The 25,373-nt window shown below is 35.5% G+C and carries 14 protein-coding genes and 1 pseudogene; 12 read left to right on the forward strand and 3 right to left on the reverse strand.

Features of this window, described 5'->3' with window-relative positions:
• The first annotated feature begins 1 nt into the window (after position 1).
• The 12 genes from ABEB18_RS13370 to ABEB18_RS13425 all read left to right on the forward strand — a co-directional run bounded on the left by ABEB18_RS13370 (position 2) and on the right by ABEB18_RS13425 (position 19,695).
• Positions 2 to 1,930 (forward strand): RagB/SusD family nutrient uptake outer membrane protein, encoded by a 1,929-nt coding sequence (locus tag ABEB18_RS13370; RefSeq protein WP_348799811.1) that lies wholly within the window; start codon positions 2 to 4, stop codon positions 1,928 to 1,930.
• A 143-nt stretch (positions 1,931 to 2,073) separates the two neighbouring features.
• Entirely contained in the window at positions 2,074 to 3,573 is a 1,500-nt protein-coding gene (locus ABEB18_RS13375; RefSeq protein ID WP_348799812.1) for a sialate O-acetylesterase, read from the forward strand.
• 15 nt (positions 3,574 to 3,588) lie between these two features.
• Positions 3,589 to 4,620 (forward strand): family 43 glycosylhydrolase, encoded by a 1,032-nt coding sequence (locus ABEB18_RS13380; protein WP_348799813.1) that lies wholly within the window; start codon positions 3,589 to 3,591, stop codon positions 4,618 to 4,620.
• 87 nt (positions 4,621 to 4,707) lie between these two features.
• Complete coding sequence (rhaM, locus tag ABEB18_RS13385) at positions 4,708 to 5,031, forward strand: L-rhamnose mutarotase (protein ID WP_348799814.1); 324 nt, start codon at positions 4,708 to 4,710, stop codon at positions 5,029 to 5,031.
• A gap of 275 nt (positions 5,032 to 5,306) precedes the next feature.
• Positions 5,307 to 6,599: a DUF4861 domain-containing protein gene (locus ABEB18_RS13390; protein ID WP_348799815.1), complete on the forward strand. Its 1,293-nt coding sequence runs from the start codon at positions 5,307 to 5,309 to the stop codon at positions 6,597 to 6,599.
• A gap of 31 nt (positions 6,600 to 6,630) precedes the next feature.
• Complete coding sequence (locus tag ABEB18_RS13395) at positions 6,631 to 7,983, forward strand: glycoside hydrolase family 88/105 protein (protein ID WP_348799816.1); 1,353 nt, start codon at positions 6,631 to 6,633, stop codon at positions 7,981 to 7,983.
• Positions 7,984 to 7,985: 2 nt separating this feature from the next.
• A complete protein-coding gene (locus tag ABEB18_RS13400; protein WP_348799817.1) occupies positions 7,986 to 9,320 on the forward strand; it encodes a TolB-like translocation protein in 1,335 nt (444 codons plus the stop codon).
• 23 nt (positions 9,321 to 9,343) lie between these two features.
• Positions 9,344 to 10,675 carry a rhamnogalacturonidase gene (locus ABEB18_RS13405; RefSeq protein ID WP_348799818.1) on the forward strand — a complete coding sequence of 444 codons (1,332 nt, stop codon included), beginning with the start codon at positions 9,344 to 9,346 and terminating at the stop codon, positions 10,673 to 10,675.
• A gap of 314 nt (positions 10,676 to 10,989) precedes the next feature.
• Complete coding sequence (locus ABEB18_RS13410; protein ID WP_348799819.1) at positions 10,990 to 14,154, forward strand: SusC/RagA family TonB-linked outer membrane protein; 3,165 nt, start codon at positions 10,990 to 10,992, stop codon at positions 14,152 to 14,154.
• Positions 14,155 to 14,159: 5 nt separating this feature from the next.
• The gene (locus ABEB18_RS13415; protein ID WP_348799820.1) at positions 14,160 to 15,695 is read left to right on the forward strand and encodes a RagB/SusD family nutrient uptake outer membrane protein; all 1,536 of its coding nucleotides are present in this window, start codon (positions 14,160 to 14,162) and stop codon (positions 15,693 to 15,695) included.
• Positions 15,696 to 15,888: 193 nt separating this feature from the next.
• Positions 15,889 to 17,268, forward strand: a complete 1,380-nt coding sequence (locus tag ABEB18_RS13420; protein ID WP_348799821.1) for a sulfatase-like hydrolase/transferase — start codon at positions 15,889 to 15,891, stop codon at positions 17,266 to 17,268.
• Positions 17,269 to 17,334: 66 nt separating this feature from the next.
• Positions 17,335 to 19,695: a glycosyl hydrolase 115 family protein gene (locus ABEB18_RS13425; RefSeq protein ID WP_348799822.1), complete on the forward strand. Its 2,361-nt coding sequence runs from the start codon at positions 17,335 to 17,337 to the stop codon at positions 19,693 to 19,695.
• A 53-nt stretch (positions 19,696 to 19,748) separates the two neighbouring features.
• On the opposite strand, the gene ABEB18_RS13430 is transcribed toward ABEB18_RS13425, so the two are convergent.
• The 3 genes and pseudogenes from ABEB18_RS13430 to ABEB18_RS13440 all read right to left on the reverse strand — a co-directional run bounded on the left by ABEB18_RS13430 (position 19,749) and on the right by ABEB18_RS13440 (position 25,145).
• Positions 19,749 to 20,834, reverse strand: coding sequence for an SGNH/GDSL hydrolase family protein (locus ABEB18_RS13430; RefSeq protein ID WP_348799823.1), 1,086 nt, complete (start codon positions 20,832 to 20,834; stop codon positions 19,749 to 19,751).
• Between the two features lie 94 nt (positions 20,835 to 20,928).
• Positions 20,929 to 23,354, reverse strand: a pseudogene (galB, locus tag ABEB18_RS13435) (beta-galactosidase GalB).
• Between the two features lie 273 nt (positions 23,355 to 23,627).
• Positions 23,628 to 25,145, reverse strand: a complete 1,518-nt coding sequence (locus tag ABEB18_RS13440; protein WP_348799824.1) for a rhamnogalacturonan acetylesterase — start codon at positions 25,143 to 25,145, stop codon at positions 23,628 to 23,630.
• Between the last annotated feature and the right edge of the window lie 228 nt (positions 25,146 to 25,373).

Below are 25,373 nucleotides of genomic sequence, written 5' to 3' on the forward strand. Positions count from 1 at the left end.
TATGAAAAAATATAAAAGATTATATATAAACTTATTACTAGTTGCGGCTTTAGGACTTAATAGCTCTTGCAGTGAAAGTTTTCTTGATGAAGAATTGACAACAGCCTATAGTAATTCGTATTACGATACAGAAGCTGGGATACAAGCTTTGGTTGTGGGAACGTATTACCAAGTTTTTGCGTTAGAATTTGCTGGTGAAGTACCGCTTACAGCTACACAATCGGGAACCGATGAGTTTCATGCTGGTGGGGATCCATCCAATCATATTTGGAACTCCTATGCTTCGGGGTTAAATTCATTTGTAACGGTTTCTAATGCCAATACGGTTGCGGCCAATACCAATTGGGATAATTTGTATGTAGGAATCGGGAATGCCAATCAAATCATCGAATCGGCAACAGCTATCGAATCTACAAATGATGCTATTAAAAAAACAGCACTGGGTGAAGGCTATTTTTTAAGAGCTTTCAACTATCTAAAATTGGTGAGTCAATACGGTGGTGTTCCTCTAAAATTAACAGTGAGCTCAAACGTAGAATTAGAATTTAAAAGAGCAACAGCCGAAGAGGTTTTGGCTCAAGTTATAGACGATTTTACAAAAGCTTATAATCTTCTTCAAAATGTTGGGGCACCAGCCAAAATTACCAAAGATGCAGTAGCACATTATTTGGCAAAAGCGTATTTAACCAGAGCAAGCGAAATAAATGACAGTTGGAATTCAGCAACAAAAACAGCCGATTTAGAGAAAGTGGTTACTTTGTCTAATGAAGTTATTGCCAATCACCCTTTGGCGGACAATTTTGTCAATTTATGGAGTTTTACTGTCGCTGATGGAGCTAATGAAAAATTGCCTGAAATTATATTAGCAGGTCAATTTAACTCTAGTTTATTAAATACAGGTTCTAATCAGCAACATTTGTATTTTCTTTCAACCTACGATCAATTACCCTATATGCAACGTAATGTTGCCGGAGGAAGACCATTTAGTCGTTTAGCTCCAACTTATTTTATGTATGATGTCTATGATAAGGTAAAGGATTCTCGTTTTTGGAAAAGTTTTCAAACTAAGAGTATTGTTAACAAACAATCTGGGACTTATTATAAAAACGGTGATTTAGGAATTATTTACATTATGAATGCTCCAACAGATACACGTTTTGCTAAAACCAAAAATACAGATGTCATAATCGATCCCAAAACAGGAAAAACAATTCCGAGTGCCTTTGTGCAATACGCAGCAGACAATGTTGGACTAATGGCCGATGTGAGATTCCCTTCTTTGAGCAAATATGTAGATGGTTCTAGAATCGATTTGACCAATACTAGAGGATCGAGAGATATAATTTTGGCACGCTCTGCCGATACTTACTTAATGCTTGCTGAAGCAAAAGTGCGTCAAGCCAAATTTACTGAGGCCTTAACGTACATCAATACAGTTCGCATAAGAGCTGGGTATAAAGATGGCGAAAGCCGTTCGGCTTATACCGATGGTTTAGCAGGATGGACAGTTGCTGGACAAAACAATGTGCCGATTTCATTTATCCCTGAAAATTCCTATTATGAATCAAATGATATTGCTGTTACAACTGCAGCAACTAGCTTAGTAATTAATAGTGTTGGAACTTTCCCTGCCGAAGATCAAGCTGTAATTACAAAACTTGGTTATAGTAGTGATTATGACAAAATGTTGTGTTTAGTACTTAATGAGCGTGCTCGAGAATTATGTGGAGAATTTCATCGTTGGCAAGATTTAAGTAGAACTAAAACTTTGGTTGCTAGAGCAAAAGCGTATAATATAGAAGCGGCTCCTAACATTAAAGACTACCATGTTTTACGTCCAATTCCGCAAACTTTCTTGGATGGGGTTTACGCAAATGGTGCTCCGTTGTCAGCAGCCGAAAAAGATGCGATGCAAAATCCTGGTTATTAATTAGATTATTGTTTTGTTATGTTTTCGAAACCGTCTCAAATTATTTTTGAGACGGTTTTTTTATACTCAGGGTTGTACAGGACACTTATTACAATTGTTTGCGCTATTTTTAATTTTAAAAAAATTATTCAAAAATGTAAAAAATGAAAATAATTAATAAGTACTTATTGTTGTTAAGTGTTGTTTTGTGTTGTCAGCTGGCTGTTTCTCAAATAAAATTGCCTGCTCTTGTGGGTGATAATATGGTTTTGCAACAAAACACAAAAGTAAATTTATGGGGATGGGCAGCACCAAACGAAGAGATAAAAATTCATTTGGGTTGGCAAAAAGACTTGGTTGAAACCAAAGCTGATGCCAAAGGAAACTGGAAAGTAAAAGTTGCAACTCCAGAAGCGAGTGATAAAAGCTATAGTGTCACTCTTGAAGCTTCAAATAAAATTACGATTCATAATGTTTTATTAGGCGAAGTTTGGATTTGTTCTGGGCAATCGAATATGTTTTTTCCTGTCGGAAAACAAGAAGGAACATGGAAAAATGGTGTTGTCAATTACGAAGAAGAAGTAAAAAAAGCCAATTATCCTTCTATCCGATTGTTTACTGTGGCTACTGTTGCTTCCGAAAAACCTCTGGAAGATGTAAGAGGAAATTGGAAAGAATGTTCTCCTGAAAGCATCAAGGATTTCTCGGCAGTGGCTTATTTCTTTGGTCGTGATTTACAACAAAAAATCAAAACACCAATTGGGCTAATTTCAACTTCATGGGGTGGTACCAAAGCCGAAGCTTGGACATCGCAAAAGACTTTGGAAGAAAATAAAAATTTGTTACCCATACTTGAAGAGACTACCCAAAAAGAAAAGCAATATTATACCAATTTGGAAACGTATTATGCTAATTTGAAAAGTCAAAATCAAGTTGCAGATCTCAAAAAACCTAAAAAAACTGACGAAAATAAATATCCGTATGTGTTGTATAACGGGATGTTGCATCCCATTGTAAATTACACCATGAAAGGCGTAATCTGGTACCAAGGCGAAAGTAATGCCGAAACGGCTTATCGATACCAATCATTGTTTACTACAATGGTAAAAAGTTGGAGAACCGAATGGAATCAAGGGGATTTTCCTTTTTACTATGTACAAATTGCACCACATAAAGGACAAAATCCAGAAATTAGAGAGGCTCAATTTTTATCTTTAAAAACAATTCCGAATAGTGGTATGGTCGTTACTACTGATGTTGGCGATGCTAACGATATTCATCCCCGCGATAAGAAAACAGTGGGATATCGATTAGGATTATTAGCTCGTGCCAATACCTATGGCGAAAAAAAAATAGAAAGTTCAGGTCCGCTTTATAACCATATTGATATAAATAAAAATCAGATTCAAGTGTTTTTTGATCATGCCGATTCGGGTTTAATCGCAAAAGGTAAAGAATTGAAAGAATTTGAAATTGCTGGGGAGGATAAAGTTTTTTATGCAGCCGAAGCAAAAATTAAAGGAAAAACAGTATTAGTTTTTTCGGAGAAAGTAAAGAATCCAAAAGCAGTCCGATTTGCTTGGAAAAATGTTCCAGAACCTAATTTATTCAATAAAGAAAATTTACCTGCGTCTCCATTTAGAACTGATGATTGGGATAAATAATAAAAAAGTCAATTAATGATTATATATAATAAAAAAGTAATAGTTGTAGTTTATCTTTTTTTGCAGTTTTTTAGCTTTTCTATCGAAGCTCAAAATAACCAAAACAAAGCCGAGCATTTAGCCAGTAAACCATTATTTCGCGATCCCATTTTTGATGGTGCGGCTGACCCTGTAATCATTTGGAATAAAAAAGAGAAAAAATGGTTCATGTTCTATACCAACCGCCGTGCCAGCGACACAACTGCCAAAGGGATAAGCTGGGTTCATGGTACCAAAATCGGAATAGCCGAATCTAAAAACGGAACCCATTGGATATACAAAGACACTTGCAATATCAATTATAAATTGCCTAATAGTACGCATTGGGCTCCCGATGTGATAGAATACAAAGGCTTGTATCATATGTATCTCACAATTGTTCCTGGGATTTTTGAGGATTGGTATCATCCTCGATATATAATTCATCTAACGAGTAAAAATTTAATAAATTGGAAGTTTGAATCCAAATTAAATTTAGCTTCCGAAAGATGTATCGACGCATCGGTTTTTCAATTGCCAGACGGAACTTGGAGGATGTATTATAACAATGAAAATGATGGGAAGTCTATTTATTATGCCGATAGTCCAGATTTGTACACTTGGACAGATGCTGGCAAAAAGATTGTAAAAGATCGAGGCGAAGGCCCAAAAGTTTTTCAATGGAAAGGTAAAAATTGGATGATTTCGGATACTTGGAGAGGATTGGCGATTTTTACTTCCGATGACTTCTTGAATTGGAAGCGACAAGAAAAAAATATTTTGGAAATTCCTGGAACAGGAGCAGATGACAAAGTTATAGGAGGACATTGTGATGTGGTAGTGAATGATGAGAAAGCCTATGTTTTTTATTTCACACACCCAGGTAGAACTCCCGAAAACAAAGGAAAAGATACTTTCGAAACCAAAAGAAGTTCCATACAGGTAGCTCAATTAGAAATAGAGAATGACGAAATGGTTTGTCATAGAGATAAGCCAGTTTATATTAACTTAAAGCAACCTAAAAAATAAAATGAGCATGAATCAAAATTGGTTGTAAACACCAATGAAGATATGCAAATTACATAGGATCATTAAAAAATCAATAAATAATTATATATGAAAAATACAATCAGAAACGCATTCAAAATGAAACTGAAAAAGGGTTTTGAAGCAGAATATAAAAAAAGACATGACGAAATTTGGCCAGAATTAGCCTCTCTGCTTTCGGAGTCTGGAATTCAGGATTACAGTATTTTTTTAGACGAAGAAACTCTGATTTTGTTTGCTGTTCAAAAAATAAGCGCCGATTTTGACCAAGAGTATTTACCAAATCATCCTATCGTAAAAAAATGGTGGGCTTATATGGAGGATATTATGGAGACCAATCCTGATAATTCACCTCAATCTATTTCATTAAAAGAAGTGTTTCATTTGGATTAATTCAAAAAAAAATGATTTTTATTATTAATAAGCAGTACACAACAGGATACTTATTGTTTTTTTAATAAATACATTTGAATCAATGATAGGGTAACAACTATCGAAAATTAATTTTACTGGTTATAAAATTGATTTTATTGGTTATTGGTTTTGTTTTTAAAAAAGAAATCAAACTTAAAAAATTGAGTGGTTAGATTTTACAAGTCTTCTTTTTAAACGCTATAATCGTACATTATAGCGTTTTTTTTATATTAATGTTTTTTAATTAAAAGAAAATGAAAAAAAATATTCCATTAGGTTTAGTAATAACGGCTACAATGTTGTTGGCAAATTACGGTTATGCCCAAAAACAAAAAGCAGCAACAAAAATTGTTTTAAGTAATGCTGCAAATATTGCTCTAAATCAAAAAGCAATAGAAATAAAGAGAAGCACTTTGCCTTTTATAAAAAGTACTGCTGATTTTCCAATTTTGATGCATAATAACGATACCATTCCAGCTCAACTAAACGATCTTGACGGAGATGGAAAATGGGATGAGATTTTTGCAGTAACCGATTTTGGTCCCAATGAAAAGAAAGAGTTAAGTTTAAAATGGTCAAAAGTTGATCCTAAATTTACTGTAAAAACCAGTGTTCGCTTTGGTAAAAGAGCAGCTCAAAACGAACCTGTAAAACCTGCTACCGATGAAGTTTTACCAGCCAATGAAATTTTCACAGCTTTGGGTTATCAGCGTTATCAAACGGATGGCCCTACCTGGGAAAATGACAAAGTAGGTTTCAGACATTATTTAGATGGTCGAAATGCTAAAGATGTTTTTGGCAAAAAAACTCCTGGTATAACTCCCGAAAATGTAGGAATCAGTAGTACAGGAGCTGTAGAGGATAATTACCATCAAATGCACGATTGGGGAAGAGATATTTTTCCAGTTGGAACTTCAGCAGGTTTAGGAGGTTATGCTTTATTGATAAATAATGAAGTAAAAAGATTAGGAGTTACCCTAAAAGATCCTCTGAACAATGTAGAAACTACGACTTTTAAAATCGTAAGTGAAGGCCCTGTGAATTCTGTTTTGAACTACAATTACAAAAATTGGGAAATTGACGGCAAGAAATATCAAGTTCAGGAAACTACATCCATTTGGCCAGGAATGTATGCTTTCAAAAATACGGTTGCCGTAAATGGACTTCAAGGGAATGATGTTTTTTTAGTGGCACTTTCCAATATCAATAATACAAACCCTTTGCAAGAAATCAGCTCAGGCGATTTTGTATGTTTAATTCAACATGGACATTTAACTTACGAAAAGCAATGGATTTTAGGAACCGCTATAATCGTTCCTAAAAACAAATACAAAGGTTTTATAGAAGCGCCAAAGACTGGAAAATTAACCGATTCTTATTTAGCCAAACTTTCAGTTGAAAACAATAAACCTATCAGTTATTATGCAGTGGCTGGTTGGGAATTAAGTGCCGATCCAAACTTTAAAGATGCTACTTATTTTAGCAATTATGTAACGAATTTGGCGGAGCAACTTTCAGCAAAAATTGATATTAAAATTAATAATTAACCAAAATATTTTCGAACTAAATAACTTGACCATGAATTATAAATCGACCAAAATTATAACATTGTTTGTTTTCGGAATTTGCAATGCCGTAATCGCACAAAAAAATGATGCTACTGCACCTTTACATTTAATGCAACCAGATTATCCAACCCCTTACGTTATTCCGCAAAAGGAAAATGTAAAAGTAGTTTTGGACAGGGTGTATAATTTTTTGGAGGCAAATACGGCTTCGAAAGTGGTCTATAAAAAGGATAATTCCGAGGTAACTAACTTAAAAAAAATAGATGGAGATATTGCCTTTGAGAAAGGAGCATTTCGATTGACCAGTTACGAATGGGGTGTTACTTATGCGGGAATGCTTTTGGCTTCGGAAGCAACTTCAGATAAAAATTATTCGGATTATGTAAACAAGAGGTTGCAGTTGATAGCTGATTTAAGTAGCAATACCAATGAAAAAAACTTGGCGAACTCTCCAATTCGTTCCGTGATGAAGCCACATGCTTTAGATGATGCCGGGGCTTTATGTGCCGCATTTATAAAGGCAAAGAAAAAAGGATTAAAAGCTGATTTGGATCCAATAATTCAAAACCAAATTGCATTTATAACAAAAGAGCAACAGCGTTTGAGTGACGGAACTTTAGCAAGAAATAGACCTCTGGATAATAGTCTTTGGCTAGACGATATGTTTATGAGTGTACCAGCGTTGGCACAAATGGGTGCTTATACTGGAGATGTTAAGTATTTTGACGATGCAGTAAAACAAGTGAATCAATTTTCTAAAAGAATGTTCAACGAGCAAAGAGGAGTTTACATGCACGGTTGGGTAGAATCTATGGAGGTGCATCCTCAGTTTCATTGGGCTAGAGCCAATGGTTGGGCGGTAATGACTATGGTCGAATTGCTTGAGGTCTTGCCGAAAAGTCACCCTGGATATCCGCAAGTTTTAGCACAACTAAAAAAACATATTGCTGGTTTGGTACAATATCAGGATGGAACAGGTTTTTGGCATCAATTGCTTGACAAAAATGATACGTATTTAGAGACTTCGGCAACAGCAATTTATGCGTATTCTATAGCAAGAGCCATCAATAGAGGCTATGTCGATGTAATGACTTATGCTCCAGCTGTTTTATTGGCTTGGAATGCAGTAACAACTAAAGTAAATAATAAAGGAGAAGTAGAAGGAACTTGTGTAGGAACAGGTATGGGATTTGATCCTGCTTTTTATTATTACCGACCTGTAAATGTCTTTGCGGCTCATGGTTATGGGCCAGTTTTATTGGCTGGTGCTGAGGTTATTTTATTGTTAAAAGAGCATCAGTTTCAAATCAATGATAGTGCAATTCAATTAAAAATTGAAGGAAAAAATAACATCTCAAAATAAAGATGAAACTATTATTAAATATTGCTTTTTTATCGGTAACGATGCTTTCTTTTGGGCAAATTGGCACTCGTTTTCCATCCGAAAAAAAGATAATTAAAGATCCTGTTACTGGTCAAGAATTAATTTTTTTGACTACTAAATCCGCTGGGGATTCGAAAACCTATCCCACACATCCGCAATGGACAGCCGATGGTGAATGGTTGATTTTTAGAACCAAAAGAGCCAACGGAGAGGCAGTGGCTGTCAATGAAAAATCGGGAGTTATGGTTCAAGTCACTGAGGGTGGTTATACAGGAACTTTGTGTATGGCACAAAAATCGATGAAGTTATATTTCATGCGTAATGCCGAGGAGGATAAAAAGAAAATTATTGAGGTAAACCTTGATGCGGTATTTAAGGATAGTAAAGCTGGAAAAATGAAACCTGTTTCAAGCTACGAAAGGGTTTGTGGAATGACAAATCCAGAAATGGGAGCTTCGGGTGATATGGCTTTGGATGCCGATGAAGAACGAATTTATTTTAGAATTGGTAAAGATGAAGCGGCAAGATATTTAGATCCAAATGTTAAGATACAAAAAAGCATTGGTCCTCGAAATATGGGTGCAGGACCAGGTGGCATTGGCAGTTTGAATTTAAAAACGGGCGAATTCAAGCATGTTATTTCAGTGCCGTTTCAAGTGGGACATATCCAATCGAATATCTGGAATCCTGGTGAATTAGTTTTTTGTTGGGAAACAGGAGGCAAGTCGCCTCAGCGTACCTGGACTGTTAAGGCAGACGGGACAGGTTTACGTCCTTTGTATCCAGAATCCGATTTTGAATGGGTGACTCACGAAGCTGTCATTTCAAAAGACGAAGTGGCTATGGCTATTATGGGGCATCGAAAAATTGATATCCAAAATGAAACTCCTGTTGAAACGGCTAAAAATGGAGAAATCAGGAATCCTGAAAACCCTGGACAGGAAAGCAATTGGGGTAATTCAGGAACCCGAGAAAAACCAACAGGTTTGGCAATTGTAAATCTGAGAACCCGTGAAATGATTATCGCTGGACAAACCAAAAGCGGTAGCGGATTATGGCATGTACATGGTTCAGCCGATGGAAGATGGGCTGTTGGAGATGATTTTTCGAGAAGTTTGTATCTGATCGATCGAAAAACAAACGAAATGATGATGCTTACCACAGGTCATAAACAAACTGCGGCTGATCACGTTCATCCGACTTTTAACAGAGAAGGAACCAAAATCCAGATTCAGTCTGCGATGCTTTCTGAGGATAATCGTACGATGAATATCTGTATTGTCAATGTTCCGAAGGAATGGCTTAAGCGTAAATAAGTAAATTAAAAAGCAAAAATAGAATGAAAAAAGTATTGATACTTGCAATCTGCATTTTGGGAATTTCCCAGTCTGCATTTTCTCAAAAATACAAAAACGACAAATTTCCAGATGGGAGTGAAATAACCTCATGGTTTAAAGATTATACCAAACTTAAATTGAAAGATTTAGGGAAACAATACACTATTACCGATTTTGGAGTTACAAAAGACAGTACCCAAATTCAGACTGTCGCAATTCAAAAAGTGATTGATCAAGCAGCCGAAAATGGTGGAGGAGTAATCGTGATTCCAAAGGGAGTTTTCTTGAGTGGAGCTTTATTTTTTAAACCAAAAACAAGTTTGTATGTTGCCGAAGGAGGAACTCTAAAAGGTTCAGACGATATTTCAAATTTCCCCATAATGCCCTCTCGAATGGAAGGACAAAATCTTGAGTATTATCCAGCTTTAGTCAATGCTTATGGAGTAGATAACTTTTCTATTTCTGGAAAAGGAACCATCAACGGAAATGGTTATAAATATTATGAAGCGTTTTGGCAACGCCGTAAAGAGAATCCAAAGTGCACCAATCTTGAAGTTTCAAGACCTCGTTTGGTTTTTGTATGTAACTCTAATAACGTTCAGTTTCAGGACGTAAAATTGATCAATTCAGGTTTTTGGACGAATCATTTCTATAAGTGTAATAATGTAAAATTATTAGATGTGTACATTTTTTCTCCACATGAAAAAATTAAAGCTCCAAGCACAGATGCTGTAGATATTGATATTTGTACCAATGTTTTGATAAAAGGTTGTTATATGTCTGTAAATGATGATGCTGTTGCTTTAAAAGGCGGAAAAGGTCCTTATGCCGATAAAGATCCAAATAATGGAGGAAATGCTAATATTATTATCGAAGATTGTACGTATGGATTTTGTCATTCGGCTTTAACCAACGGGAGCGAATCTATTCATAACCGAAATGTGATTATGCGAAATTCTACAATTGAAGGTGCAACAAGAATGCTTTGGTTAAAAATGCGACCGGATACTCCACAGCGTTATGAATATATTAGAGTGGAAGACATCAAAGGTTCTGCCAAAAATTGTTTAGTGGTATTGGCATGGAAACAATTTTTTGATTTAAAAGGTCGTCCTGATGTGCCATTGTCGTATGGAGATCAAGTGACTTTGAAAAACATCGAAATGAAGTGTGACAACTTTTTTGCGGTAGAAAAAGACGAAAATGTACGTTTGTCTAATTTTACTTTTGAAAACCTAAAAATTGATGCAACAAAAACCGTATTTGATCGCAGTATTATAAACGGGGTTACGTTTAAAAATGTAAAAATCAATAATGAATTAGTTAGTCAATAGTTGTTAATCAATAGTTTATTAAAAAAATCTTTTGTAAAAATATCTCAATGAGGTGTTTTTATAAAAGATTTTTTTTTGTGAGTCATTTTGAGGTATTGATTGGTAAAACTCAATAAGTGTGATTTAAATATTGGTATTTTAACGTTTTGTTTTAATTAAATGTATTTTATTATAATTCAATTAAAGCTTAATTTTTTTGGTTAAAATTTAATGAAATTGTAAAAATACAGGATTCTACAGGATACTACATCGAAATAGTTCTTATAGTTTTATAAAAAAATTAACATTTTAAAGAACTAACCAAAATTACTTTTATGGAATTAAAATTTAATAATCAAAAAATAGCAAGCAAAATAGTTCTGCTGTTTTTTATGTTTTTTTCCTTTGGCTATATAACGGCACAAAGTAGAATTAAGGGGACGGTAAAAGATGCTTCAGGAATAGGGATACCTGGTGTTGGAGTACTTCAGAAAGGAACAAAAAATGCTACAAATACAGATATTGACGGGAATTATTCGATCGATTTATTGGATAACGGACAACATGTACTTGTATTTACATCAGTTGGATTTAAAAAAATAGAAGAATCCGTGCAAGGGAGAAGTGCTATTAGTGTTACCATGGCCGAAGATAATCAGGTTTTGGAGGAGGTAACGATAATTGGTTACGGAACTCAAAAGAAAAAATTAACCACTGGAGCAATTTCATCTTTGAAAACAGAAAATTTTGCTGAGCGACCAATCTCTAGAGTCGATCAAGGAATGATAGGACAAATTGCAGGGGTTAGAGTACAACAAACTTCAGGTTTACCAGGCCAGCCATTTAGTGTTCAAATTCGTGGAGCAGGATCAATCTCTGCAGGGAATGAACCCTTATACGTAATTGATGGTTTCCCGATAGCTACAGAGATGTCAAACAGTAATGGAGGATTCTCTAATGGTAGCCCATTAGATAATATTAATCCTAACGATATTGCTTCGATAGAGGTTTTAAAAGATGCAGCAGCTTCTTCAATTTATGGTTCTAGAGCTGCAAATGGTGTGGTTTTGGTTACCACCAAAAAAGGAAAAACAGGAAAAACAAAGTTCACATTTAACACCTACGGGGGGATTAACAAGGAAGCCAAAAGAGTAGATATGCTAGATTCTCAACAATGGATTGACAGAGCCAAAGTAATGTTAGATGCACAATGGGCATCTTCGGGTATTGCTGGAGCATCGGCTTCACAAACTATGGATGAGAGAATTGCGACTTACAATTTGGCTAATCCATCTAATCCATTAACACCAACTAATTCAAGATACTACACGTATATCTATGATGAAAGATGGGATATGCCAGGTCACCCAGGTTTAGATTACATCGATTGGCAAGATGAAATTTTTCAAACCGGTCAATTTAACAATTACCAGTTGTCGGCTTCGGGAGCTACAGATGCTGTAAATTATTATGTATCGGCTAATTATCAAAAAAATACGGGGTATATCGTTGGTACAGATTATTCTCTTTTTTCAGCCAGAGCTAATATTGATGTAAAATTATCAGATAGATTTAAAATGGGACTCAACTTGGCTCCATCTTATTCTATTAAAAACGATCCAGGTGTAGAAGGGAAAGACAACACACTTTTTAAAGCACTTGTGGCTACTCCAGTTTTTGAGAGCGAACCAAATGCTGAAGGCGAAAAATATACCACTCGTTATGCTTGGGGAAGTAGTACAACCAATATGTTGAACGCATTAAATAGAACAGGAAGAAATTCGATGTATAGAAATCTAATTTCGTCTTATGCGAGCTACGAATTACTTAACGGTCTAATTTGGAAAAGTACCATCAACTTTGATAACTCCGATAATACCTACGAAGGATATACACCAAATGATGTATTGGCTAGCATTCGAGGAAGTTATAATACTTACCGAAGACAGAATTTAGCAAATGAAAATACTTTAAACTATAACAAATCGTTTGGAGACCATAATTTTAATGTGCTTTTAGGGCAATCTTTCAGTTCTTATGAGATTACGAGATCGTATTTGTCATCGGGAGCATTGTACAATAATTCAACTATCGAAACATTGCCAACAGGTTCATTAGGTTATACGAATGCTGAAAAAAGTACTTTGTTGTCTTATTTTGCAAGGTTACAGTACGATTACAAAGAAAGATATTTGCTTTCTTCTAGTATCAGAAGAGATGGTTCTTCAAAATTTGGTAGAGACAGACGTTGGGGAGAATTTTATTCTTTGGCATTAGGATGGAGAATCAATAATGAGGCGTTCATGAAAAACGTAAATTGGCTAAATGAATTAAAATTAAGAGCTAGTATTGGTACAAACGGAAGTGATAATATTGGTAGCTATGCCTCTCAGCCTACTTTGGCAACCTATTATTATTCTATGGGAGGAGCAGCAGCTGTAGGTCAGGGAGCAGCATCTATTGCCAATCCAGAATTGCATTGGGAGGAATCTAAAAGTTTCGATTTTGGTTTAGATTTTGGAATTCTAAAAAATAGAATTTCTGGAACTTTTGAAATGTATCGAAAAGACAATACTGATTTATTGTTGAGAGTTCCTGTTCCAACATCTGCAGGATTCTCTAGTTATCTGACCAATATTGGAGCTGTTCAAAATCAAGGCTGGGAGTTTCAATTAAATACCGTAAATATTGTTACCAAAGATTTTCAATGGAAAACATCGGCCAATATTAGCCACAACGAAAATGAAGTGAAAGCACTTGGTCCAGATCAAACCAAAATTGAAATTAGCAACTCTTTTGATGGCGGGGTGCCATTTATTAAGCTAGAAGTTGGTAAACCAATGTACACCATCTTTGCTTTGCAACAAGATGGAGTAGTAACGCAAGCTGATATTGATAAAGGAGGTACAACCATTGGAGGTAAAGCTTTGGTTTTAGGAGATCCTCGTTATATCGATCAAAATGCTGATGGAAAAATAAACTCAGAGGATCGTGTTGATGTAGGTAACCCAACTCCAAAATATACTTGGGGGATTACAAATGATTTTAGGTACAAAAACTTAGATTTAAGTGTATTAGTTCAAGGTCAAAACGGAGGTACTGTATATGGCTTAACAGGTAGAGCTATTGATAGAACAGGTATGGGATCTGTAGAGAATTCTCTTGATGTAGATCCTGCAGTAAGAGGAAATTGGAGAACTACTTTTGGATATCAAGCCAATACGGATTGGTTGTATAAATCTGATTATCTAAGTGTTAGAAGCATAACTTTGGGTTATTCACTAAAAGAAATTTCAAAAGTTGTAAAAAGAATAGATAATATGAGATTGTATCTATCGGGAGAAAATTTATTCTACTACAACAAATACAAAGTAGGATTTAATCCTGAAGCTGTAAACACATCTGGAAGTTCTAACGGAGATTTTGCAGTTCCAGTAGATTATGGCGGGGCTCCATTGGCAAAATCAGTTGTTTTAGGAGTTAACATTAATTTTAATTAAATAAAATGAAAAAGTATATTTATTTGATAGCAAGTGCTGTATTGGTGTTTTCGCTATCATCCTGTGAAGACCAATTAGACCAACTTCCGTTGTCACAGGGCACTACGGATAGTTTTTATGCAACCCAAAACGATTTTATACAGGCTAGGAATGCTACTTATTCGATAGCTTTTCACGGAACAAGCGCTTATGGTTATGCTAATAGAGTTCTAAATTTGAGCGAAACCAGATCAGATAACTTGTATGCTACCACTACTGCATCTAGAGATTGGGAAGGTGTTAATGGGTTCTTTAGTTCGATTAGTACGACTTCATATGTAAAAGAGGCTTATTCGACAAATTATAATGCCATTTTCAAGGCAAATGAATTGATTCAAAAAATTAACGAAAAAGGAGATCAAATTTTTACAGATCCATTAGCAAAGGCTTCAATGCTTGCCGAAGCTCGTTTCCTGAGAGCATTTTGTTATTTTGATTTGATTCGCTGGTTTGGAAAAGTTCCTTTGATCGATAGAACCTTAACAGCACAAGAAGCTTCTAAAATTGGTAGAAGTCCAATTACAGATATTTACCAATTGATTATTTCTGACCTAGAATCAGCTATTCCAGATTTAGCACCTTCGTACGATGCTGCCAATTATGGACGCGTTTCTAAATTTGGGGCAAAAGCATTATTGGGACTAGTATATATAACCCGATCAAGCCCAACTTATGATATTGATGGGGCAATGCTCGGACTAAACGAATGGAACAAAGCCTACAAAGAACTTAATGATATTAAGGGCAGTGGTTTGTTTGTTTTTGGAACAGACTATGCTTCTATCTTTAAAACAGAAGGTCTTGCTAATAAAGAAAACGTATTGACTATTCCTTATACCCAATCTATTGCAACTTCGGTAGGAGGAAATTTTATGGTAGAGGTAGGTTATGAACCGTATTTTGCTTCTCTAGGGCTATCACAACAAGGATCGCTAGAGGCTAAACCAATTTCTGACGAATTTTTGGCTAAATTTGAGGAAACAGACAAGCGTAAAACTGATTGTATTGCAACCAGTTATACTGTAGCTTCTGGAACTTACAAAGGAAGTTATACGCAACCAGTATTCAAAAAATATATCGATGCAACTCGCTACGGAAACGGTCGCGAAGATTGGGGTGTCGATTTTATGGTTATCCGTTATACAGATGTTCTAATGCTAATGGCCGAGTGTACTCTTCACGGTGGAGGAGGTACTCAAGCTGATGTAGATGGAATTGTTAATCAGGTTCGTACAAGAGCTGGGATTACTGCAAATGCTTCAGGTATAACATTGGATCAATTGTTCGAAGAAAGAAGAAAAGAATTCTTTTCTGAAGGAACAAGATGGTTCGATTTAATTAGATCAGGAAAAGCAGTTGTTACTATGAATGCTTGGAGAGATATCGAAGATACTGCCAATAGAATTCAGCCTGTAACGAATAACTCATTGTTATATCCAATTCCGTTGCAAGAACTTTTGGCGGTTCCTGGTTTATATACTCAAAATCCAGGTTATGATTAATTTTTTTAGTCAATCATAATCTGAATAGATTTATAAATTAATTAAAAATCCCGATTGCGTTTAGACTGCAGTCGGGATTTTTGTTACCGTAAGGACTCAGGACTGTACAGGATGGAAACTATAAAAAGTTCTATTATTTTTAGAAACAATTATGCTTGTTGATTTTGATAAGCTAATTGTAGAAAGAATCTAAATGGTAAATTTTAAGAAAACAATCAATTTTTTATTGATACTTATTTTGAGTGTCGGAATCCTTAGCGGTCAAGAAAAAAAGGATCAGAAAAAGATAAGACCCAACTTTATTCTTATCATTGCCGATGATATGGGATGGAAGGATGTGGGGTACAACGGATCTGAAATCAAAACTCCGAATATCGATTTTTTGGCCAAAAATGGAGTACAACTCAATCGGTTTTATGTGAGCCCAACTTGTTCTCCAACACGAGCTGCTTTGCTAACAGGAAGGCCCGCAAGCCGTATGGGAATTCTGGCTCCAATAAGCGATAAAAGCCAACAAAAATTACCAGATTCTATAGCAACTCTCCCAAAATTGTTAAAACAAGTAGGGTATGAAACTGTACTCATTGGCAAATGGCATCTTGGATTGAAATTAGAGAACAGTCCAAGAGCCTATGGTTTTGATTACTCCTATGGTTTTCTTCACGGGCAGATAGATCAATACACACATCTTTACAAAAACGGTGATCGAAGCTGGTATCGCAACGGAGAATTCGTTGACGAAAAAGGACATACGACCGATTTAGTGACTCAGGAATCTATTCGATGGTTATCGAAAATTCGTAACAAAAAAGAAAATTTTTATTTGCAAATAGCCTATAGCGCACCGCATTTCCCTTTGCAAGAAGGCGAAAAATGGAAAACTCCATATAAGCATATCACGAATAGTTCTCGTCGAGATTATGCTGCATCGATGGCTCATCTGGATTACAGTATTGGTGTTTTGATCGAAACTTTAGAAAAACAAAAATTGGCCGAGAATACTCTTATCGTTTTTATGAGTGACAACGGTGCCATGCAAAATTGGGATGCCAAAAACGAATATGGAGGAAAATTTATGGGCAATGATGTTTTAGGAAACAATGCTCCTTTGCGAGATTGGAAAACTTCTAATTATGAAGGAGCTGTTAGAGTGCCTTGTGTATGGTATTGGAAAAACCATTTGGAGCATAATACCAATTTAGAGTATGTATCGGTTATAGATATTTTGCCAACAATTCTTGGTCTGGCCAGAAATGATACCTTAGCAACGGGAATAGAAGGTAAAAATGTTTGGAATGCAATCTCCGAAAAACAAGCAATCGAGAATAAACCTATTTATATCCGAGGGCATTTGCAAGCTTGTCTTATTCAAAAACCATGGAAGTTAATTTATACCAATCCATCCAAAAATAAGATGGCGACTTATGAATTGTTCAACATCGAAAACGACCCCGAAGAAAAGAACAATTTGATGTCCCAAAACCAAAATATTGCTGATAAAATGAAAAGCGAACTGGTCTGGCAAATGCAAAAAGATTTAGTGATTCAAAAAGAAAATAAATCAACAGAATAACAAGTTATGTTCTCAAAGTCATTATTCATATTATTTATTAGTTTCATTTTTTTTACAAATGTCTCTTTGGGTCAAAGTGCCAAAGAGGAGACTTTCCCGATTGTACAACCCAATGCAACTGCCACTATTTATGTCGATTCCAAAATCGATGATTTGATTCTTTGGGCTGTAAATGAACTCGTAACCGATATAAACGACATTACGGGCAAAAAGCTAAAAATTGTTCAGGCGAATAAAATTTTCCAAAGCGGAATATATATCGGACAAGCTTCGAGCACATTTTTTCAAACAAAAACCATTCAAAAAGAATTGTCAAATGAATGGGAAAAAATTTATATCAAAAAAGAAAATCAAAATATGATTGTGGCCGGAAGCGATGTAAGAGGAACGGTTTACGCTGTTTTTGAATTGGCCGAACGTTTAGGGATTTCTCCTTGGAAATGGTGGGCCGATGTGAATCCGATTCCTCAAAATAACTTGATTCTCCGTTTGCCTAAAAAGGGTATAATCGAAAAACCATCGGTTCAATACCGAGGGATTTTCCTGAATGATGAAGATTGGGGGTTGCAGCCTTGGGCAGCCAAAACTTTTGATCCCGAAACAGGAGATATTGGTCCCAAAACCTACGAGAAAATTTTTCAATTATTATTGCGACTAAAAGCCAATACCATTTGGCCAGCGATGCATCCGTGTACCAAAGGGTTTTTTACCCTTGCCGGGAATACCAAAATGGCCGAAAAATATCATATTGTAATTGGTTCTTCTCATGCCGAACCGATGCTTCGCAATAATGTTGATGAATGGAAGAAAGACGTTTATGGCGAATACAATTATTTTACAAATAGTACACAAGTCAACCAATATTGGCAAGATCGATTAGATGAAGTAAAATTGGCCAATAATGAAACCGTGATAACTCTCGGAATGAGAGGAATTCACGACAGTAAAATGGAAGGAGCTAAAGATTTGAAAGAATCTATCGAAATGGTGGACAAAATCATTACGCAGCAACGCAAAATGTTGTCTAGCACTTTTAAAAAATCGCTCAATGAAATTCCGCAAGCTTTTATTCCGTATAAAGAAGTATTGGAGTTGTATGATAATGGACTCAAAGTTCCTGAGGATGTAACCTTGGTTTGGCCTGATGATAATTACGGCTACATTCGTCGTTTGAGCAATGATGAAGAGCAAAAAAGAACAGGGGGAAGTGGCGTTTATTATCACATTAGTTATTGGGGGCGACCTCACGATTATCTTTGGTTGAATACTACTCAACCCGGTTTGATTTGGTACGAAATGACCAAAGCATACGAAAACGGTGCTAAAAAAATGTGGATTGCCAATGTTGGAGATATCAAACCTGGGGAGTATGGTATGGAATTCTTTTTGGATTTGGCTTGGAATGTAAATAGTATTCCTTATGATGGAATTCAGCAACATTTGCAACAATGGATGACTAGGGAATTTAGTCCAGAAGTAGCCAATGAATTGAGTGTAATAATGACCGAATATTATCGTCTGGCTTTTATTAGAAAACCTGAATATATGGGATGGAGCCAGACAGAACCTACTACCAAAGTAAATCTTTCGGATTTCTCAAAAACCGAAATGGAGCAAAGGATACAGGATTATGATAGTTTGATTCAAAAAGTAAATGCGTTGGCTCCTGCAATTCCAAGTGAGCGAAAAGATGCTTTTTTTCAGTTGGTTGCCTATCCTATAAAAGCTTCAGCCAATATGAATTTTAAATTTTTGTATTGGAATTTAGAAGCCTTGACTACCAATGAAATTCAAAAGGATAAATACCAAAAAAAGGCTTCTGAAGCGTATGCCAAAATAAAAGAGTTGACTGATTTTTACAACACAAAAATGAGCAACGGAAAATGGAATGAGATGATGTCGATGAAACCCAGAAAATTGCCCGTTTTTGATTCGGTTGCCAAAAATACTTTTGTCAAAGAAAATATAGACTTAGATAATTCAATTCTAATGAAGGCCAATCAATTTGTTACCAAAAAAGATAGTGAAAAATACAACTGGCAATCGATAAATGGTTTGGGTTATAGCACAAGTTCGCTGACGCTTTTTCCGTTACAACAACATTATTTCAAAAAAGAATTGCCTACGGTTTCTTATGAATTCGATCTTGCTGCTAGTGGAAATTACGAAATTCAAATTCATTTGCTGCCAACCCATGCCAACAATTTTGACCATCAAATTGATGTACAAATAGACAAGAATAAAACACAGACGTTTTCTATCAATACAAAAGACCGTGACAAAACCTGGAAAGAAAATGTATTGCGAAACAGTGCTATAGTAAAATTGCCTTTTTCAAATACAAATAAAGAAAAGCATACGATTACGATCGCTGTAAATCAAACAGGTATTGTATTAGATTATATCGAAGTAAAAAAAGTGAGATAGTTGATTTGTTTTAAAATTTTGAAATAGTTTATAAATGGAATGGTTTTTTGCAATTACCATTTAATGTTTTGATCTATAAATTTAATCAAGTCATCGGCCATCATTTGTTGTTCCTGTTTGGTTGGGTGATTTCCAGTGTTTTTAAAAGGGAAAACCAGAGTGTAAATGTTTTTATCATTTAGCCTTTCAACAGCTTGTTTGATATAGGATGGCCATTTAGAATCTGTTTTGGTGCCGTCCATATTCCCCAATGCACAAATAATACTCGCATTTGGATATTTATTTCTAATAGAACTCACAAAAGTTTGATAGGCCAAAATAATAAAATCATCAGTTGGTTTTGTTAAGCCAAATCTTGAAATAAATTGCTCATGTTTTGGTAAATTAACAAGCCAAGAATCATTCTGAAAAAGATTAATCACAACCACATTTGGCGTATAAATCGAAAAATCCCATTTGCTATTCGGATCCATAGGGTTTAATCGATCATAGATTTCAGGCATAATCTCAGGAAACCAACTAACCATAATCCCAATACCGCTACGAGCAATACATGAATATTGAGCGTCAAAGTGACGAGCGGTCAAAGCAGCGTAAGTGTAATAATTGTTAAAAGTTTCTGGTTTACCATTGTCTATTCCGTCTATTCCTAGATCAATACCGTGTCCTGCCGTGATTGAGTTACCATAAAATTCGATTTTTCTTTTGGAGGGCTTGCTTGGTTTTTTGAGCTTTGCTTTCCCATTTATTTGAAATCCATAAAAAATATTCTCCGAAGTGTTGTTTGAAAGTTTATAAAGCTGTAAAGTATGTTTTCCTGACGAAAGACCACTTGCTAAGGGGATATTTGTTTTTACATTATCGGTTTTAAATTTTAATGCGTGTTCGACATCATTATCGATAATGGCATAAAAGTACCCATCTTCATTTCTCGATTTCATGTTGGCAGTAATTCCTGTTCCTTCAAAATGAATAGTTGCCGAAGTACCCGGCCAGTAAAAACAGGCAGAATCCTGTGCAATCTTTACACGTCCCATATAGCTAATGCTTTTGTCATTGGGTTTAACGAGTAACTGGCTAAATCCATTTAGACTAACTGTAAAGAAAACAATTAAACACAATTTTTTGATAATCATCATTGGTAGTTTATTGGTTTGGAATCGATATTAAAAAAAATAGACTGTCCTAGTATTTTTTAGAACAGTCTAATTTAATTATTTTTTTGAGTAAGTATTAGTTGTTAGAACTTATATTTAGACTTGCTTTTTTCAACCCTTTACCTGTAACAGTAAGTTCTATTTTTCCAGCATCTTTTAAGGATTGTACAAGCACTACCAATTTTCCGCTAAATAGCTTCATAGTAGGCAAATGAAATTGCTCTAACGAAGTAGCATCACCGTTGCAAGCCGCTCTATACGTTCCTTTTCCTTTGACACTAAATTGCAACTGATTGGTAGCCGTTGGACAAGGAATTCCATTTTTATCTACTACCGAAACGGTTACATAAGAGATGTCTTTACCATCAGCTTGAATAGTTGTTCTATCGGCACTTAGAACAATTTTCTCAGGTTTTCCAGCGGTATGAATTTCTTCTTCGGCTACCGCTTTTCCATCTTTATCCAAAGCGACTACTTTTACAGTTCCTGGTTCGTATTTTACATCCATCCACATCAAACGATATCTGTTTTGTGGGGTTGCGTTATTCTTTTTTTGAATTCCCATACTTTTGCCGTTTACAAAAAGTTCGGCACTATCATAATTCGTATAGACAAAAACCGGAGTTACTTCGCCTTCACGACCTTCCCAATTCCAGTGTGGCAATATGTGTAAGGTTTCTTCTTTTTTGTTCCAACGGCTTTTGTACAAATAGAATCGGTCTTTTGGCAATCCAGCTAAGTCATTTATTCCAAAATAAGAACTGCGTGATGGCCACTTTTCGTCATAAGGAGTTGGTTCTCCTAAATAATCAAAACCTGTCCAAACAAATTCTCCTATAACCCAAGGTTTGTCATCTTGTAAAACAAAATCTTCATCGGGTACATTAGACCAGCTACATGCTTCTAAATCATAAGAAGAACATTGATAATCCGAATACTGTTTTTCTTTTTCTTGAACTACAGGGAATTTATAAATTCCTCTCGAACTTACTGTCGAAGCCGTTTCGGATCCTAAAATAAATCCTTGAGGGAATTTTTGATAAGCTTCTTCATATAAATGAACACGATAATTAAGCCCAGGAATATCTAATAATGATCCAAAACCAGAAGCTAAAGTTGCTTTTACTTGATCCATTCCTACTGTTACTGGTCGGGTTGGGTCTTCTCTATGGAAAATTTCCTGTAACCATTTGGCACGTTTTACACCTTCTTCTCCCCATTGGTCTGGAACTTCATTTCCTGAACTCCACATTACAATCGATGGATGGTTTCTAGTGGCATGCACTAGGTTTACAATATCTTTTTCGGCATAATCGTTAAAGAATCTGTGGTATCCATTTTCTACTTTTGGTTTCACCCATTCATCAAAGCTTTCTGCAAGAAACAGAAACCCCATTTCGTCACACAATTCTAATTGCTCAAGAGAAGGCATATTATGTGAACTTCTAATGGCATTACAACCCATGTCTTTTAAAATGGTCAATTGACGACGCAAAGCAGCTACATTTATTGCTGATCCCAAAGGTCCTAAATCATGGTGCAAACAAACACCTTTAAACTTTGTTACCTCTCCGTTTAAGCTAAATCCCTTGCTGGCTTCGTATTTTATTTCGCGAATACCAAATCGCGTGCTAATTTCATCTTTTAGTTCGTTACCTACATACCATTGTGAAACAGCTTTGTATAAATATGGAGTTTCTGGGCTCCATAATTTTGGATTATCCACTTTTAGGTTTTGGTCAAATTCATTGCCAAATCGAGTTACTGTTTTATCAGAGCTTAGTTTTTCTCCATTGGCATCAAAAATGGTTGTTACCAGGTATCCATTTTCTCCAGTAGCTTTTGTTTTGATGTTTACTTTGGCAACTTCTTTGCTTATAAAAGGAGTGGTTATCGATGTTCCCCATTGGTCAATACTTTCTTTATTCTTTATAATAAGACTAACTTTTCTGTATAAACCAGCACCTGGATACCATCTAGATGCAAATTCTTTGTTGGTTAATTGTACGGCCAAAGTATTTTCGCCTTTGGTGATAAAATCAGTAATGTCAAAATAAAAATAGCTATAACCATAAGCCCATTCGCCTACTTTTTTACCATTCAAATATACCTTTGGTTCACTCATGGCCCCTTCAAAAGGAGAATGATTTTTTTGTCTTTTTCTGCTGCCGAAATGGTAAATTTATTGCGGTACCAAGCTGTTCCTATATGCGGCAAAGAACCTGTTCTTCCTGTTTTTTCGGAAGCGACTTTTTCGTTGTTTTGAACGATGGCTACATTTTGTTTGTCGATTTCTTTATCAAAAGGGCCATAAATTGCCCAGTCGTGCGGAACGGTTACTTTCTCCCATTTCGAGTCATTAAAATTGATTTCGAATGCTGTTTTAGGATCCCCTTTTTGAAATCTCCAATCAGAATCCAATTCTCTTACAGTTCGGACTTGAGAAAAAGAAACCTGAGTTGTAACCAATAAAAGGAATAGTAAAGATCTAATTTGTATCATTGTAAAAATGCTGTTTTTGATTTTGTAATTGATTTAATTATGTTCGCAATTGGTTAAGTTGCCAAATGTATGGATAATTCAACCACGGTTCTAAATTACCCTACTGCTTTTTGATTCCAATTGGTTTTTTGCTGTTTAATCATGAAACATTCTTAAAAAAAATTCACGTAAACCCAAGAGATTTTCTCCTTAAAGAAAAAGAGAAAAACTACAGGGCTTACGTGAAAAACAGGTATTTTGTAATTGTTAAGAGCTAAAGGTCAAATTCAGGATTCATTCCTTCTTTTTTGGGATTTCAATATAATCCCTGAGGGCACATTTTTTTATTTTCTTGATACTTTCAGCAGCGACCCATGCATTAAAATCAGCACCTTCGGCACCTGTGTGCGTATGGTCTTTTGGAAAAAAAGTGGCTACTTTTTCTTTACCTACTTTTTCATATTCTTGTGCAATAATCACATTCAAATCAATAAAATCAGCAGCTTGATTCTCGGCAGCAATTTTAGACCATTTGTTGTAGCTTTCATCACGCAATTCAGGTTTTCCATTTGGCCATTCGTTGCGAACGGTTTGGCTCATCACTATCGGGATGGCTCCTTTTTCACGAGCTTCTTTGATGTATTTTTCGATATAGAATCCAAACGTGTGAACCGTTTCATTGATACTGTCAGCACGATTTACCAGTAATGTTTCTGTGCCGTTTCCTTTCAAGGAGCCTCTGTATTTTCCTTTGTCTATATCTCCAGCATCATTATGACCAAACTGAATGATGACAAAATTGCTAGGTTGTAATTGCTCTTTTACTTCTCTCCACAAACCTTCATACTCAAAGGTACGACTACTTCTTCCTCCTCTAGCTTTATTGATAACCTCTATTCGCATGGTATCAACATATTTCGGGAATGCAACTCCCCAGCCCACAGCATTAGGGTTATTGTTGTTATTGGCCATTGTTGAATCGCCAATTAGGAATACTTTTTTCTTTTTTGGAAGGGTGATTTTTGGATTGGTCAACACATATTTTTTTAGAGTGTTTGAACTTTTTTTAAGTCCATCGGCTATAGAAGTTGCGGATAAAACAGCTCCTTTTGCCGAAGTATGCGTGTGATCTCTTTCATAAAAATAAGTTCCCATCACTTTTTCCTGACCAATTTTGTCTAATGCATCAGACATGATGGCATTCAAATCAATGAAAGTTACTTTTTCTTGTTGAGCAATTTGTTTTGCCCATAATCCATACGATTCGTTGTTGCGAATTATTTTGCCATCTTTCCAATCGTTTCTTGGAATAGGAGAACAAATAATCGGAATAGCTCCTTTGGATTTGGCATCTTTTACCAATTTACGAATGTACCAACCATAACTGTGTACGATTTCGTGTTGTTTGGTAATTAAATTGTCTATTTCTTCGGTTTCTTCTCCAATGCCTTTAAAAGTGCCTCTGGCTCTAATGGTATCGTTTATTGGGCCATTATCATTGTGTCCAAATTGAATCAGGACATAATCCCCTTTTTTTAATTGATTGAAAACAGGTTCCCATAATCCTTTGGTTTGAAAACTACGGCTACTAGTACCCCCCATAGCATGATTTTGAACCGAAACTTTGGTAGTGTCCAAAAATTGCCCGATAAAATCACCCCAGCCCCAAAGCCCACCATCGCCATTACCTTTACCGTTTTTTACAGTAGAATCACCAACGGTAAAAACGGTAGGTTTGGTTTGTGTCTTTTTTGTAAGATTTAAAAAAAGTACACTAATACACAGCAGAACTATTATTTTGAAAAATTTCATATTCATTGTTTTTTTATCACAGATTAAAATGATTAGAAGGATTTAATCTGTGACTAATTATTATTTTTGTTTTCACGCAGATTTTGCTGACTTCGCAGATTTTTTATTGCAGATTAAAGAAATCTATGCATTTAATCTGTGTAAATCATTCTAATCTGTGACTAATTATTATTTTTGTTTTCACGCAGATTTTGCTGACTTCGCAGATTTTTTATTGCAGATTAAAGA

It is taken from the genome of Flavobacterium adhaerens (assembly GCF_040045115.1).
GTDB classification, from domain to species: Bacteria; Bacteroidota; Bacteroidia; order Flavobacteriales; family Flavobacteriaceae; genus Flavobacterium; species Flavobacterium adhaerens.